13 protein-coding genes are annotated in these 13734 nt (G+C 72.6%); 6 read left to right on the plus strand and 7 right to left on the minus strand.

The features are described 5' to 3' along the window. Positions 1-666 precede the first annotated feature (666 nt). On the minus strand, positions 667-1587 hold the full coding sequence (locus tag NQO67_RS31760) for an alpha/beta fold hydrolase (RefSeq protein ID WP_255953805.1): 921 nt from the start codon (positions 1585-1587) through the stop codon (positions 667-669). Between the two features lie 85 nt (positions 1588-1672). On the opposite strand from NQO67_RS31760, the gene NQO67_RS31765 reads away from it, so the two are divergent. Then, the gene (locus NQO67_RS31765) at positions 1673-2344 is read left to right on the plus strand and encodes a TetR/AcrR family transcriptional regulator (protein WP_255953806.1); all 672 of its coding nucleotides are present in this window, start codon (positions 1673-1675) and stop codon (positions 2342-2344) included. Positions 2345-2426: 82 nt separating this feature from the next. Continuing rightward, positions 2427-2966 (plus strand): DUF6328 family protein, encoded by a 540-nt coding sequence (locus tag NQO67_RS31770; RefSeq protein WP_255953807.1) that lies wholly within the window; start codon positions 2427-2429, stop codon positions 2964-2966. 31 nt (positions 2967-2997) lie between these two features. On the opposite strand, the gene NQO67_RS31775 is transcribed toward NQO67_RS31770, so the two are convergent. The 6 genes from NQO67_RS31775 to NQO67_RS31800 all read right to left on the minus strand — a co-directional run bounded on the left by NQO67_RS31775 (position 2998) and on the right by NQO67_RS31800 (position 9481). Then, the gene (locus NQO67_RS31775) at positions 2998-3429 is read right to left on the minus strand and encodes an ATP-binding protein (RefSeq protein ID WP_255953808.1); all 432 of its coding nucleotides are present in this window, start codon (positions 3427-3429) and stop codon (positions 2998-3000) included. Between the two features lie 275 nt (positions 3430-3704). Continuing rightward, positions 3705-4520: an ABC transporter permease gene (locus NQO67_RS31780; protein WP_255953809.1), complete on the minus strand. Its 816-nt coding sequence runs from the start codon at positions 4518-4520 to the stop codon at positions 3705-3707. 14 nt (positions 4521-4534) lie between these two features. Beyond that, positions 4535-5425, minus strand: coding sequence for an ABC transporter permease (locus tag NQO67_RS31785; protein WP_255953810.1), 891 nt, complete (start codon positions 5423-5425; stop codon positions 4535-4537). 7 nt (positions 5426-5432) lie between these two features. Beyond that, positions 5433-6638, minus strand: a complete 1206-nt coding sequence (locus NQO67_RS31790; protein ID WP_255953811.1) for an ABC transporter substrate-binding protein — start codon at positions 6636-6638, stop codon at positions 5433-5435. A 153-nt stretch (positions 6639-6791) separates the two neighbouring features. Then, positions 6792-7829, minus strand: coding sequence for an ABC transporter ATP-binding protein (locus NQO67_RS31795; RefSeq protein ID WP_255953812.1), 1038 nt, complete (start codon positions 7827-7829; stop codon positions 6792-6794). Between the two features lie 485 nt (positions 7830-8314). Then, a complete protein-coding gene (locus tag NQO67_RS31800) occupies positions 8315-9481 on the minus strand; it encodes an 8-amino-7-oxononanoate synthase (RefSeq protein WP_255953813.1) in 1167 nt (388 codons plus the stop codon). A 160-nt stretch (positions 9482-9641) separates the two neighbouring features. Between NQO67_RS31800 and bioB the strand changes: the two genes are divergently transcribed. From bioB to NQO67_RS31820, 4 genes are read left to right on the plus strand one after another with little or no spacing between them, the layout of a single operon-like run. Beyond that, positions 9642-10856, plus strand: coding sequence for a biotin synthase BioB (bioB, locus tag NQO67_RS31805; RefSeq protein WP_255953814.1), 1215 nt, complete (start codon positions 9642-9644; stop codon positions 10854-10856). Then, positions 10849-12189 carry an adenosylmethionine--8-amino-7-oxononanoate transaminase gene (locus NQO67_RS31810; RefSeq protein WP_255953815.1) on the plus strand — a complete coding sequence of 447 codons (1341 nt, stop codon included), beginning with the start codon at positions 10849-10851 and terminating at the stop codon, positions 12187-12189. The genes bioB and NQO67_RS31810 overlap by 8 nt, the downstream gene beginning before the upstream one ends. Further along, entirely contained in the window at positions 12186-12998 is an 813-nt protein-coding gene (gene bioD / locus NQO67_RS31815) for a dethiobiotin synthase (RefSeq protein ID WP_255953816.1), read from the plus strand. Before NQO67_RS31810 ends, bioD begins: the two co-directional genes overlap by 4 nt. A 55-nt stretch (positions 12999-13053) precedes the next feature. Further along, the gene (locus NQO67_RS31820) at positions 13054-13725 is read left to right on the plus strand and encodes a class I SAM-dependent methyltransferase (RefSeq protein WP_255953817.1); all 672 of its coding nucleotides are present in this window, start codon (positions 13054-13056) and stop codon (positions 13723-13725) included. The last annotated feature ends 9 nt before the right edge of the window (positions 13726-13734 follow it).

Here is a 13734-nt window from a genome sequence, read left to right on the forward strand (position 1 = left end):
CGGTCGGCCTCATGGCCTACCCCGTCGTGGGAACCCACCGCTGCCACGCGGGCCGAGCAGCCGCTCACCACTGGTGGGCCCCGGCACTCCGGCCGGTCCGAACCTCGGCGGGCCGTGGCGCGGCCGAGCCGCACCGGGGACGTCCCCGCACCTCCGGGCAGCCAGTACGGTTCGCTCTCGACGAACTCCCGCTCGTCGGCGATGCCGTACATGAATGGCACTTCCTCGGGTCGCACGCACGGGACCGCAGCGACCCATCGCGCTACGCGTGCACGCCGTCACGGTAGCCGGTGCCCCAACAGGGGCAAAGCGTGATCCCCAGATGCCGTGGTCATATGTAAGGCGTCGTCATTCACATTCCTCCGCCCCTGCGGTGCCGTGCCCGTCGTCCATGCCGCCACTTATGGACGCCGGCGGCCCGTTAGTGCATCTGGTGAGCGCAAACGGTGGCTCACTCGTGTGCAGCGGGTGGATCAGGTGAATCTCACCGATCGAATGCGCAGGTGCGCCCGGGTGCCTCTTGCCCGCGATCTCTCCTGACGTGGCGTCAGTCGAGCGTGTCGGGTTTCAGGGTGAGGGAGTGCCATAAAGAGGCGGCCTCCCCCGTGTTGTCCAGCGGGACGAACAGACGGTGGGACGCGGACCGTGCCGGGCGGCCGGCGCCGGTTACCCGTTCGACCCCCGTGCTGTGCCGCGGCCCTCTGCGCGGTCGGCGAGGGCGCGCAGCTCGTCGGCGTAGCCGGCCCAGACGTCGCGGGTGAGGAAGTGTCCGACGCCGGGCCGGGTGTACAGACGGGCGCCCGGGATGGCGTCGGCGATGTCACGCGCGGCCGTCACGCGGACGAGTGGATCGTGCTCGCCGTGCAGTACCAGGGTCGGCGCCGCGATCAGGGTGAGCGACCGGCCGTGCCACTTCGCGCCGATCTGGCGGCTCTGCGCCGTCTGGTCACGGAAGCTGCTGACCTGGTGCGCCGCCTCCTTCGCCACGAACGCGCGCACCTCGTGCTCGTCGACAAGCTGGCCGGGTGCGGCAAGGTTCCGGGCGACGGCCACGGCCAGGTCCACGTTGCCCTGCGGGGTGTCGGGGTGGCGAAGCCGCATGAAGCGGAAGAGACATGCCAGGCCCACGTAACGCAGGACGCTCAGGCCTTTCGCGTCGCTGGGGACCGCCGAGGAGGTGGTCAGGCTCAGCACCCGCTTCGGGTGCCGGATGGCGGTGCGCTGCGCGACAAGGCCCCCCATCGAGTGACCGAAGAGGTGAGCACGCTCCCAGCCGAGTGCGTCGAGGACGGCGACCGCGTCGTCGGTGAGGTCCTCGGCGCGGTAGGCCGGAGCCCTGCGTTGCACCAGGGCCTTGAGCGGCGGGCCGACGGGACGGTCGGGCAGGTGGGTGGACTCGCCTGCGTCGCGATGGTCGTAGGCCACGACGTGGAAGCCGCGCTCGACCAGCTCGGCCACCAGACCGTCCGGCCACCAGAACCGCGACGTGCCCAGCCCCGTGACCAGCAGCAACGGGTCACCGCCTGAGCCTCCCAGGTCCTCGAAGGCGATCCGTACCTCGCCGTTGCGAGCAAAGCGCGTCGTCATCACGCCTCCCCATCGCGCACATCGCGCACATCGTTCGCGAACACTGTATGCGATAGATAGGCTGGCGGCAACGAGGGAGGTGGCGGTGGCAGGACAGCAGGAGCCGGTGATCTGGCTGCGGCCGGAGCAGGCGCCCGTCGGACGCCCGGCCGAGCGCAGCCGCGCCGAGATCACCGCTGCCGCGGTGGAACTGGCCGACCGCGAAGGCCTGGAAGCCGTGTCCATGCGCCGCGTCGCATCGGCCCTGGGCACCGGCGCCGCCTCGCTCTACCGTTACGTGGCCACCCGTGACGACCTGCTCGACCTGATGATCGACAGCACCGCGAGCGAATACGACCTGCACCCGCCCAGCGGTGCATGGCAGGCCGACCTGCTCGCCCTCGCCCACCAGGCCCGGCAGATCATGCGCCGCCACCCGTGGCTGCCCGCCATGGTCATGAGCCGCCCCACGCTCGGCCCGCACGGGATCGACGTGCTGGAGCACGTGCTCGACGTGCTCGCCGACCACCCGGCCGACCCCGCGCGCAAGCTCGAGGCCTTTGCCCTCCTCAACGGCCTGACCGCACTGTTCGTGCAGAACGAAGGTGCCGCAGCGGACACCGGCGCCGTGCGCCAGGCCGCCTATCTCCGTCACATGGCCGCCGCGGGCGACCACCCCCGCATCGCCGCCTTGCTCGGCGCCGCCCCGCCCGGCAGCGGCTCCCACGACCGGTTCGACGCCGTGCTCGCCCGCACCCTGACCGGCGTGCTGGGCTGACGCCGCCCCGGTCCACCCGTGGCCGTACCGCGGCACGAGGTGCCGTGCGTGAGGTGGGGGCAGGGAGGTTACTAGTCCTTCCATGAGCGACAGCGACAGCCGCCCGGGCGAGCCGGACCGCCGTGAGACCCCGCTGGAGCGGGCCGACCGCAACTTCTCCGAGCTGCTCCAGGAACTGCGGGTCACGCAGACCGGCGTGCAGATCCTCTTCGCCTTCCTGCTGGCGCTGGCGTTCACCGCGCGCTTTCCGTCCCTCGACGACGTGCAACGCGCCACCTACGTGACGACGCTGTTGCTCGCGGTGCTGGCGGCGGCGCTCTTCATGGCGCCCGCTGCGCTGCACCGCTCGCTGTTCCGACGGCACGCCAAGCCGCAGATCGTCCGGGTCTCCTCGCGGCTGGCCCTCTTCGGCATGGTGGCGCTCGCTCTCGCGCTGACCGGATCGGTACTGCTGGTCGTGGACGTGACGCTGGGACGGGCGGCGGGCATCGCGGCCGGTGCCGGCACGCTGGTGCTGCACTGCGGGCTGTGGGGCGCCATGCCGTTGCTGCTGCGGCGCACCGGGGCCGTGCCCGCCCGAGGTTCCGACGGCGCCGACGTCGGGCGCGGCTCCGGCGGGTAGCGGTACACCGCAGGCTCGGGCCGGTGGCCGGTCAGCTCTGCACGGGGGATGCCCAAGGCAGGGCGATCCACACCGTCTTGCCGCCCTCGGGGGTGGGGTCGACGGCCAGCCGGCCGCCGCGCTCCGCGAGCAGCCAGCGGATGATGGCCATGCCGCGGCCGTTGTCCTGCTGGACCGCGGCGGGCAGCCGTCTCGGGTGGCGCGGATGGCTGTCGGTGACGCCGACGCGCAGGAGTTCGTCGTGTTCCAGTGCGATGTCGACGGTGAACGTGGGCGACTGGCCGAGCGTGTGCTGGACGGCGTTGGTGGCGAGTTCGGAGAGGATGAGCCGGACCGTTTCCGCAAGCTCCGCGTCCCGCGGCAGCCCCCACTGCGCCAGGACGTCGCCGACGTACCTGCGCGCCGCGGATACCGAAGCGGGATCGCTCGGCAGGGTGACGGACGCTTCTTGGAGGTCTGCCATGACGACGTCGTCCCTTTCCCACCGGGGCCGGGCTTTCGGGCATCGCGGAGATGCGCGGGAGGGCCCCGGACTGGTGCTGTGCGCCCACCCTGCCAGCTGGCGGCCGGCCAGGGGCGCCGATCCACCGAGAAGTGTCGCCGGCTGTCCCTCGTTGCGGTGAACTCTGTTTCGATCGCCCGTGTTTGGGTGGGAACGCTCCACCTCGACCACCTGGCCGCCACCAGCATGTGGCCTCCGACTCCGACTCCGACTCCGGCTCCGACTCCGGCTCCGGCTCAGAGCCGGCCGCCCGAAGCGGTGTCCGAGGAGAGCCGCTGGGCGGCGTAGATCGGGACGGCGGACAGCAGCACCAGCACGGCGGCCACCACGTTCACGATCGGCGCCTGCCGCGGGCGCGCCATGTTGTCGAAGATCCACAGCGGCAGGGTCTGCACGCCGGGTCCCGCGGTGAACGTGGTGACCACGATCTCGTCGAAGGACAGGGCGAACGCCAGCAGGCCGCCGGCGAGCAGCGCCGAGCGCACCAGCGGGAAGGTGATGTCGGCGAAGACCCGGAAGGTGTGCGCGCCCAGGTCCATCGCGGCCTCCTCGTAGGAGCCGGGGGTGCGGCGCAGCCGGGCCACGACGTTGTTGAAGATCACCACCACGCAGAACGTGGCGTGCCCGACGACCACGGTGAAGAGTCCGAGGCCCACGCCGAGCGGCTCCAGCACCGTCTTGAAGGCGGAGTTGAGCGCGATTCCGGTGACGATGCCGGGCAGGGCGATCGGCAGTACCACAGCGAACGAGATCGCCTCGCGGCCGAAGAACGCATGCCGCTGCACGGCGAAGGCGGCGAGCGTGCCGAGCACCAGCGCGATTGCGGTGGCCGCCAGGCCGGCCTGCACGGACGTCCACAGCGCGCCACGCGCACCGGCGTTGTGCCAGGCCGTCGACCACCAGTGCAGGGTGAGCCCCGGCGGTGGCCAGCCGGCGCTGCGGTCGGGGTTGAGCGAGTTCAGCAGGACGATCAGCAGGGGCAGGTAGAGCACGGCGAACCCGAGGGCCGCGGCGGTGCGCAGCACGATCCGGGCGGTGCGGGTCAGGCGCATGGCTCAGGCGCTCCTCACAGGCTTCTCAGCGCACCGGTGCGGCGCATCGCGAGCAGGTAGAGCAGGATCACGACCACGGGTACGGTGCCCAGCGCGGCGGCCAGGGGCAGGTTCAACGTCACGTTGGCGTAGACGAGATTGCCGATCAGCTGGGTCTTGCCGCCCACGATCTGCACGGTGATGTAGTCGCCGAGGCTCAGCGAGAAGGTGAAGACGGACCCGGCCGCCACCGACGGCAGCACCATCGGCAGCACCACGGAACGGAAGGTGCGTCCCGGGCGGGCGCCGAGGTCGGCCGAGGCGTCCAGCAACGCGTCCGGCAGGCGTTCGAGACCGGCGTGGATCGGCAGGATCATGTAGGGCAGCCACAGATAGGTCAGGACGATCACGGTGGCGGTCAGACCGTAGCCGGGCCCGCTGAGGCCGAGGGGCGCGAGCACCCAGTCCAGCGGCCCGTTCGAGGACAGGATGAGCCGCCAGGCGTACACCTTCACCAGGTAACTGGCCCACAGGGGGGTGAGGATGGCGACGACCAGCAGCGGGCGCCGGCGCGGGCGTGCCACCCGCGCCGTGTAGAAGGCGATCGGGAAGGCGATCACGGCGCACAGTGCGGTGACGGCGAGCGCCACGCCGATGCTGCGCAGCGCGACCTGGCGGTAGACCGGATCGTGCAGCAGCGTGGCGAAGTTGTCCGTGGACCACACCTTCACGACCTCGGAGGTGAACGAGTCGGTGGTCCAGAACGCGGACAGGAACAGCACGGCCAGCGCGCCGAGATAGGCCACGACCAGCCACAGCAGCGGGGCGCCGAGCAGCAGCGACAGACGCAGCCAGGGCCGCCGGTGCAGCGCCCCGGCAGACCGCCGGACGGCTCCGGCGGTCTGCCCGGTGGGCTCAGGGGTCACGGGCGCGTCAGCCCTTGATCTCGTTCCAGGCCTGCACCCACTTGGTGTAGGGCACGCACTTCACGTCGGTGCGGCCGTCCAGGCACTGCTCGATCGGGGTCGTCCAGTAGTGGACGTTCTTCCAGTACGGCTCGTCGCTGGCGTGGAAGATCGCGCAGTGGTTCTTGTCGGCGGTCTCGTCGCACGCCTTGGCGTTCGAGGGCGCCTCGCCGAAGTACTCGGCGACCTGCGCGTTGACCTTCGGCGAGATGATCCAGTCGAGCCACTTGTAGGCGCAGTTGGGGTGCTTGGCCCTGGCGGAGATCATCCAGGTGTCGGACCAACCGGTGGCGCCCTCCCTGGGCAGGACGGCCTTCACCTTGGCGCCCTCGTCCTGGGCGATGTTGGCGATGACCTGCCAGGTGGTGCCGATGACGGAGTCGCCGCTCTTGAAGGCGGAGATCTCCTTGAGGTAGTCGCTCCAGTACTCGCCGATGTTCGCGTTCTGCTTCTTCATCAGGGCCACGGAGGCGTCGAACTGCTTCTGGTCGAGCGCGTAGGGGTCCTTGATGCCCAACGAGGGCTTGGTGGCCTTCAGGTACAGCGCGGCGTCGGCGATGTAGATCGGCGAGTCGTAGGCGGTCACCTTGCCCTTGTGCGCGGGCGCGTCGTCGAAGACGGCCTTCCAGGAGGTGGGTGCCGGCTTGACCTTCTCGGTGTTGTACATGAGCAGGTTGGCACCGCGGCCGTGCGGGATGCCGTAGGGGACGCCGTCGACCGAGTTCCAGTCGCGTTTCTTCAGCCCGGAGAAGACATCGGCGTAGTTGGGCACCAGCTTGGTGTTGACGGGGGCGGCGTCGCCTGAGGCGATCAGGCGCAGCGAGGCGTCTCCGGAGGCGGACACGGCGTCGTAGTCGCCGGTCTTCATCAGCGAGACCATCTCGTCGGAGGTGGCCGCGGTCTTCGAGTGGACCTGACAGCCGGTCTGCTTCTCGAAGTCGCTGACCCAGTCGACCTTCGGGTCGTTCGAACCGTCCTCGACGTACCCGGCCCAGGCGATCAGGTTGACCTGGCCTTCGGTCTTGCCGAGCTTGGACTGGGCCTTGAGGTCCGGCGGGTTGAGCCCTTTGCCGCTCGACGAGCCGGAGCCGGAGCTGTCGGAGGATCCGCAGGCGGTGGCGACGAGGAGGGCCGCGAGGGCGACGGCGGTCTTGACGGTGGGGTTCAGGCGCACGACATGTCTCCAGGGGGTGAGGCGACGAGCGGGTGGGGACTCGGAGCGGACGGGAGACGGCGAACGGGGCTGCCGGGACCGGGGGTGGAACCGGCGGGGAGAGGACTGGGGAGAGGACCGGGGAGGGCGACGGTACCGGGGTCCGAGGCGGCGTCAGGCGGAGTCCGGTACGCGTACGGTGTGCTGGCGGTGCCAGGTCAGGACGGTGCGGGTGCCCCGCAGCGCGGCCACGTCCGCGGACGACGTGCGCAGATTCTGTTGCAGCGCGGTGAGGCGGCCCCCGGCGTCCAGGTCAACCAGGAGACGGGTGACATCGCCCAGATAGACGACGTCGACCACGGTGCCCTTGACCGTGATGTGCGCGGGGTCGTCCGGCACGGCGCCGTCCCCGCGCACCTGGATCTTCTCGGGTCTGATGGTGTAGGTACCGCTGGTGCCGACGATCCGCTTGGCCGCCTCGGCGGTGAGCAGGTTGGAGATGCCGACGAAGGAGGCGACGAATCCGGTCGTGGGCCGCTCGTAGATCTCCGCCGGGGTGCCGACCTGCTCGATACGGCCGTGCTGGAAGACGGCGATGCGGTCGCTCATCGTCAGCGCCTCCTGCTGGTCATGGGTGACGAACACGAAGGTGATGCCGACGTCGCGCTGGATCTGCTTCAGCTCCGACTGCATCTGTTCGCGCAGCTTGAGGTCGAGCGCGCCGAGCGGCTCGTCCAGGAGCAGGACGCGGGGACGCCCGACGAGTGCCCGGGCGAGTGCGACGCGCTGCCGCTGGCCGCCGGAGAGCTTGGCGGGCCGCCGGCCACCGAAGCCGCCCAGCCGTACCTGGTCCAGCGCCTCGCCGGCCCTGCGGGCGCGTTCCGCCTTGGGGACCTTGAGGATCTTCAGGGCGTAGGCGACGTTCTGCTCCACCGTCATGTGCGGGAAGAGGGCGTAGTCCTGGAAGACGGTGTGCACGTCACGCTCGAACGGCGCGAGCCGGGTCACGTCACGGCCGGCCAGCTCGACGGTGCCGGCGGTGGGCGTCTCGAAGCCGGCGATCAGGCGCAGCACGGTGGTCTTGCCCGAGCCAGACGGCCCCAGCATCGAGAAGAACTCCCCGTCGGCGATGTCCAGATCGACGTCCGAGACGGCGTGGATCCGGCCGAAGTGCTTGCTCAGTCCGCGTAGCCGAACCGCCGCTTCCGCCATGGACGGATCCCCTCTGCCGCTGTGGAGCACGAACCGACCCGATCATGCGAAGCTACGAACTCCGCGCACAGACCTCAAGACCCCAGCGGACAAAAGACGCAGCCGACCCCAGCCTGTGCACGCCGGCGCCATACGGCGTGCACAAGGAGAGGCTGCCGGCACCTCGACGGGCGGCCGTCGGTTCGCCGCGCACGGCCGGTCGGCGGCATCTGCCCCGGCCGCCGGACCAGCCCGCACCGCTGCCACCGAGGGTGCCTCGCCGGCCAGGCGAGCGCGGCCGCGCGCGTGCTGCCGGGCCGGTGGCACCCGCGTCGCGGCGGCGTGCGCGCGGCGCCGGCAGCGGCCGCCCCGGCCGCACGCGGCGGCGAGAACCGCCCGGTGGTCCGATCGCCGAGCGGGGGCCGCCGGCGACGGGCGTCCGGCGGAGCCCGGGCCGGCCGGGTTCGCCGGCTGGGGCGGTCGACGCGCCCTGAGGGCGGCTGCGGTCACCGCGGTGCCGTGGCCACGATGGTCCGTACCGCTGTCCCGATCTCCTCCTGCGTCACATCCGCCCGTGCCGTCAGCCGCAGCCGGCTGATGTCGTCCGGTACCGAGGGTGGCCGGAAGCAGCCGACGGCGACTCCGGCGGCGCGGCAGTCGGCGGCCCAGCGGACCGCCGCTTCGGGGGACGGCGCGTGGACGGAGACCACGGCGGCGTCGGGGCGTGCCGCGGTGAGTCCCGCGTCCGTGAGCCGCCGGTGCAGCTCGGTGGCGACGGCACGGGCGGCGGCCGCACGCTCCGGTTCGCGGCGCAGCACGCCGAGTGCCGCCCGCGCCGCGCCCACCGCGGCCGGGGCGAGCCCGGTGTCGAAGATGACCGTGCGTGCGCAGTTGACCAGGTGGTCGATGACGCGCGCCGGACCGAGCACGACGCCGCCCTGGCTGCCCAGCGCCTTGGAGAGGGTCAGGGTGATCACGACGTCGTCGGCGCCCGCGAGCCCGACCGCAGCCGGCGCCCCCTGGCCCCGCTCCCCCAGCACGCCGAACCCGTGCGCGTCGTCGACGACGAGACCGGCGCCCGCGGCACGGCATGCGGCGGCGAGGGGGGACAGCGGCGCGGCATCACCGTCGACGGAGAACACCGAGTCGGTGACCACGACGGCCGGCCGGGCCGTGCCGATCGGCTCGGGACCGCCGGCGTGCGTGGCGAGCGCCTTCGTCACCGCTTCGACGTCGCGGTGCGGCACGACCTGCACGGTGCCGCGGGCCAGCCGGCAGCCGTCGATCAGCGAGGCGTGGTTGCCCGCGTCCGAGACGATGAGGCTGCCGTGCGGGGCGAGCGCGGTGAGGGCCGCGAGGTTCGCCGCGTACCCGGAGGCCAGCACCAGCGCCGCCTGAGTGCCGCAGAACGCGGCCAGTTCCGCCTCCAGCTCGGCGTGCAGCGCGGTCGAGCCGGTGACGAGCCGGGAGCCGGTGGCACCGCCGCCCCATCGCCGGGCCGCCGTGGCCGCCGCCCCGGTCACCTCCGGGTGCCGGGTGAGGCCGAGGTAGTCGTTGCCCGCGAGGTCCAGGAGCGCCGAGTCGGCCGGCCGCGGGCGCAACGCGCGGTGCAGGCCGGCCGCGTGGCGCCGCTGCGCGGTCGCGTCGATCCAGTCGAACGGCGTCGCCGCCATGCGCATCTCCGGAGGGGGTCGGGGGCCGTTTTGTAGGCAGTGCACAGACCCTAACGGCGGGACAAGCCGTTCAGGCTGGGGGAATTTCCAATGCCCGAGCGGGTGGTGTTGTGCGGATCCTCCTTGGCGAGGGGTGTCGACGTAGGAGAGGATCACGGCCATGGATCTGCTGAACACGCTCGTGGACAAGGGCATCCGGTGCGAGCTGCCGACCCGTGAGGAGGCGCTGGCCGTGCTGGCCGGCTCCGACGACGAGCTGCTCGATGTGGTGGCGGCGGCCGGCCGGGTGCGCCGGCACTGGTTCGGGCGGCGGGTGAAGCTCAACTACCTGGTCAACCTCAAGTCGGGCCTGTGCCCCGAGGACTGCTCGTACTGCTCGCAGCGGCTGGGCTCCGACACCGGGATCCTCAAGTACACCTGGCTGAAGCCGGACGAGGCGTCGCGGGTGGCGGCGGCCGGGGTCGCGGGCGGCGCGAAGCGGGTCTGCCTGGTGGCGAGCGGGCGGGGCCCGACCGACCGGGACATCGACCGGGTCTCGGGCACCATCGAGGCCATCAAGGAACAGAACGAGGGCGTGGAGGTCTGCGCCTGCCTGGGCCTGCTGACGCAGGGGCAGGCCGAACGGCTGCGCAGCGCCGGCGCCGACGCCTACAACCACAACCTCAACACCTCCGAGGCCGGCTACGCCGACATCACCACCACGCACACCTACGGCGACCGGGTGGAGACGGTGCGCGCCGCGCAGACGGCGGGACTCTCGGCGTGCTCCGGTCTGATCGCGGGGATGGGCGAGAGCGCCGAGGACCTGGTCGACGTGGTCTTCGCGCTGCGTGCGCTCGATCCGGACTCGGTGCCGGTGAACTTCCTGATCCCGTTCGAAGGCACCCCGCTGGCGCAGCAGTGGCAGCTGACGCCGCAGCACTGCCTGCGCATCCTCGCGATGGTCCGGTTCGTCTGCCCGGACATCGAGGTGCGCATCGCGGGCGGGCGCGAGCTGCACCTGCGCACGCTCCAGCCGCTCGCCCTGCACCTGGCCAACTCGATCTTCCTGGGCGACTACCTGACCAGCGAGGGCCAGGCGGGCAAGACGGACCTGGAGATGATCGCGGACGCCGGGTTCGAGGTGGAGGACACGGACACGGTGACGCTGCCGGCGCACCGCGGCACGCTCCAGGACGGCTGTGCGGACCGCCCTGCGAACGGGTCAGGTGGCTGCGCGGACCAGCAGGCGAACGGGTCAGGTGGCTGCGCGGCCGATGGCAGGGCGCCGGTCGGCGACCGCGCTCGCCACCACGCGCCTGCGCCCGCCCCGCACACCGACCTGGTGGCCGTGCGACGCCGCGGCGCCGGCACCGACCTCGCGCCCAATGCCTGACGCGACGGGCCCCGGTCACCTGCTGGAGCTGGACCGCAGGCACGTCTGGCACCCGTACGGGCCGATGCCGGGCCGTACGGCTCCCCTGCTCGTGGAGTCCGCCTCGGGCGTGCGGTTGCGGCTCGCGGACGGCACCGAGCTGGTGGACGGCATGGCGTCGTGGTGGTCGGCGATCCACGGCTACAACCATCCGGTGCTCAACGATGCGGTGAGCGGCCAGCTCGGGCGGATGAGCCATGTCATGTTCGGCGGGCTCACCCACGAGCCCGCCATCACCCTGGCACGGAAACTTGTCGACATATCGCCAGATGGACTCGAGCATGTCTTCCTCGCCGACTCCGGCTCGGTCTCCGTCGAGGTCGCGCTCAAGATGTGCTTGCAGTACTGGCGCTCCCTCGGCCGGCCGGACAAGCAGCGGCTGCTCACCTGGCGGGGCGGCTACCACGGCGACACCTGGCACGCGATGTCCGTCTGCGACCCGGACGGCGGCATGCACCACCTGTGGTCCGGCGTCCTGCCGCGCCAGGTGTTCGCGGCGCCGCCGCCCGCCGGGTACGACGCGTCGTACGCCGACCGGCTGCGCGATCTCGTCGCCCGGCATGCCGCCGAGTTGGCGGCGGTGATCGTGGAGCCGGTGGTGCAGGGCGCGGGCGGCATGCGGTTCCACTCCCCCGAGTATCTGCGGGTACTGCGCGAGGCCTGCGATGCGCACGACGTGCTGCTGGTGTTCGACGAGATCGCCACCGGCTTCGGGCGCACCGGCACCCTCTTCGCCGCCGGGCAGGCCGGGGTGACGCCTGATGTGATGTGCGTCGGGAAGGCCCTGACGGGCGGTTACCTGACGCTGGCGGCGACGCTGTGCACGGCGCGGGTCGCCGACGGCATCGCACGCGGCCGGGTCCCGGTGCTCGCGCACGGGCCGACCTACATGGGCAACCCGCTGGCCGCCGCGGTCGCGAACGCCTCCGTCGGGCTGTTGCTCGCCGGCGACTGGCAGGCGGACGTGCACCGCGTCGAGGCTGGGCTGCGGGCCGGCCTTGCGCCGGTGGCGGGGCTGCCGGGGGTGCGGGACGTGCGGGTGCTCGGCGCCATCGGCGTGGTGCAGCTCGATCGCGCCCTCGACGAGGCAGGCATGGCCGCGGCGACCCGGGCGGCGGTGCGCGAGGGGGTGTGGCTCAGGCCGTTCGGCGACCTCGTCTACACCATGCCGCCGTATGTGACGGACGACGAGGACCTGGCCCGGATCTGCCGCGCGATGGGCGCGGCGGCGGGCTCCGGTGCCGCGGCCACGGCGACTACAGCGACTACGGCGGAGGAGGGCGGCCTCGCATGACGGTCCTGGTGGTCACGGGGACGGGCACGGAGATCGGCAAGACCGTGACGACGGCGGCGCTCGCCGCGGTGGCCTGCGCTGCGGGGCGGTCCGTCGCGGTGCTCAAGCCGGCCCAGACGGGGATGGCACCCGGGCAGCCGGGCGACGTCGACGAGGTGGCGCGGCTCGCGGGCCCGGTGACGACCGCGGAGCTGGCCCGCTTCCCCGAGCCGCTGGCGCCGGGCACGGCGGCCTGCCGCGCGGGTCTCCCGCCGGTGGCCACCGCGGACGTGGTGCGCGCCGCCGGCAAGCTGGCCGAGGGGCATGACCTCGTCCTCGTCGAGGGTGCCGGCGGGCTGCTCGTGCGGTTCGACGCGGCGGGCGCCACGCTGGCGGACGTGGCGCGGGAGCTGGCGGCCGAGGTGCTGGTGGTGGCGTCCGCCGGGCTCGGCACGCTCAACGCGACGGCGCTCACGGCCGAGGCGCTGCGCGCCCGCGGTCTGCGGATGGCGGGCGTGGTGATCGGCAGCTGGCCGGCCGAACCGGACCTGGCGGCCCGCTGCAACCTCGCCGATCTGCCACCGGCCACCGGCGCCCCACTGCTGGGCGCCCTCCCGGCCGGCGCCGCCCGGCGCCGGCCGGCCGGCTTCCGCGCGCAGGCGCGCCGGTGGCTGGCGCCGCGGCTCGGCGGCAGCTGGGACGCTGCGGCGTTCACGGCGACGCACGGGGCGAAGGCTGTCGCGGTGCCGGCCCACCCGACGGACACGCCCGGCGTTTCGCCGGCGCTTGAGCGTGGTCAAGCGGGCGTGGTCGGAGGACAATCGACGTGACCGGTGCCGCGGTCGGTCGGGCACCGCGGCCGGCCCCGTGCCCCAGGGAGTCCGCATGCTGCTCAGGAACTCCGCCGCCGGCAAGGACGCCGTTCACCACCCCCTCTTCGCGCGCTTCTACGCCCGGATGAGCCAGTCCGGTGAGAAGTGGATGGGCGCGTACCGTGCGGAGCTGCTGGCGGGTCTCAGCGGCCGGGTGATCGAGGTCGGCGCGGGCAACGGCCTGAACTTCCCGCACTATCCGGCGGCCGTCTCCGAGGTCGTCGCCATCGAGCCGGAGCGCGGCCTGCGGCAGCATGCGGTGCGTGCGGCGCTGCGCTGCGAGGTGCCGGTGGACGTGGTGCCGGGTGCGGCCGAGGCACTGCCGGTGAAGAGCGAGGGCTTCGACGCGGCCGTGCTCTCGCTGGTGCTGTGCAGCGTGCGCGATGTGCCGCGCGCGCTGGCCGAGCTCGGGCGGGTGCTCAGGCCCGGTGGCGAGCTGAGGTTCTTCGAGCACGGTCGGGCCTGGGACAGCGGCGCGATGGCGAAGGTGCAGCGCGCGCTGGACGCCACGGTGTGGCCGCACCTGTTCGGCGGCTGCCATGTGGCCCGGGACCCGGTGGCGGCGTTGCGGGAGGCGGGATTCGAGCCGGGCCCGTACCGCCGGTTCCGGCTGCCCGAGCAGGGGCTGCCCACTCCGGTCTCGTACTGCGTGCTGGGCACCGCCCGGCGCCCGGCTGCCGACTGACCGGCGCTC

The organism is Streptomyces odontomachi (assembly GCF_024435355.1).
GTDB lineage: Bacteria > Actinomycetota > Actinomycetes > Streptomycetales > Streptomycetaceae > Streptomyces > Streptomyces odontomachi.

Bases quoted from the DNA above. Each gene is read 5' to 3' on its own strand.
- bioB (WP_255953814.1), top strand. From the start codon at position 9,642: ATGGATCTGCTGAACACGCTCGTGGACAAGGGCATCCGGTGCGAGCTG.
- NQO67_RS31810 (WP_255953815.1), top strand. From the start codon at position 10,849: ATGCCTGACGCGACGGGCCCCGGTCACCTGCTGGAGCTGGACCGCAGG.
- NQO67_RS31780 (WP_255953809.1), bottom strand. From the start codon at position 4,520: ATGCGCCTGACCCGCACCGCCCGGATCGTGCTGCGCACCGCCGCGGCC.
- NQO67_RS31775 (WP_255953808.1), bottom strand. From the start codon at position 3,429: ATGGCAGACCTCCAAGAAGCGTCCGTCACCCTGCCGAGCGATCCCGCT.
- NQO67_RS31800 (WP_255953813.1), bottom strand. From the start codon at position 9,481: ATGGCGGCGACGCCGTTCGACTGGATCGACGCGACCGCGCAGCGGCGC.
- NQO67_RS31760 (WP_255953805.1), bottom strand. From the start codon at position 1,587: ATGACGACGCGCTTTGCTCGCAACGGCGAGGTACGGATCGCCTTCGAG.
- NQO67_RS31820 (WP_255953817.1), top strand. From the start codon at position 13,054: ATGCTGCTCAGGAACTCCGCCGCCGGCAAGGACGCCGTTCACCACCCC.
- NQO67_RS31770 (WP_255953807.1), top strand. From the start codon at position 2,427: ATGAGCGACAGCGACAGCCGCCCGGGCGAGCCGGACCGCCGTGAGACC.
- bioD (WP_255953816.1), top strand. From the start codon at position 12,186: ATGACGGTCCTGGTGGTCACGGGGACGGGCACGGAGATCGGCAAGACC.
- NQO67_RS31795 (WP_255953812.1), bottom strand. From the start codon at position 7,829: ATGGCGGAAGCGGCGGTTCGGCTACGCGGACTGAGCAAGCACTTCGGC.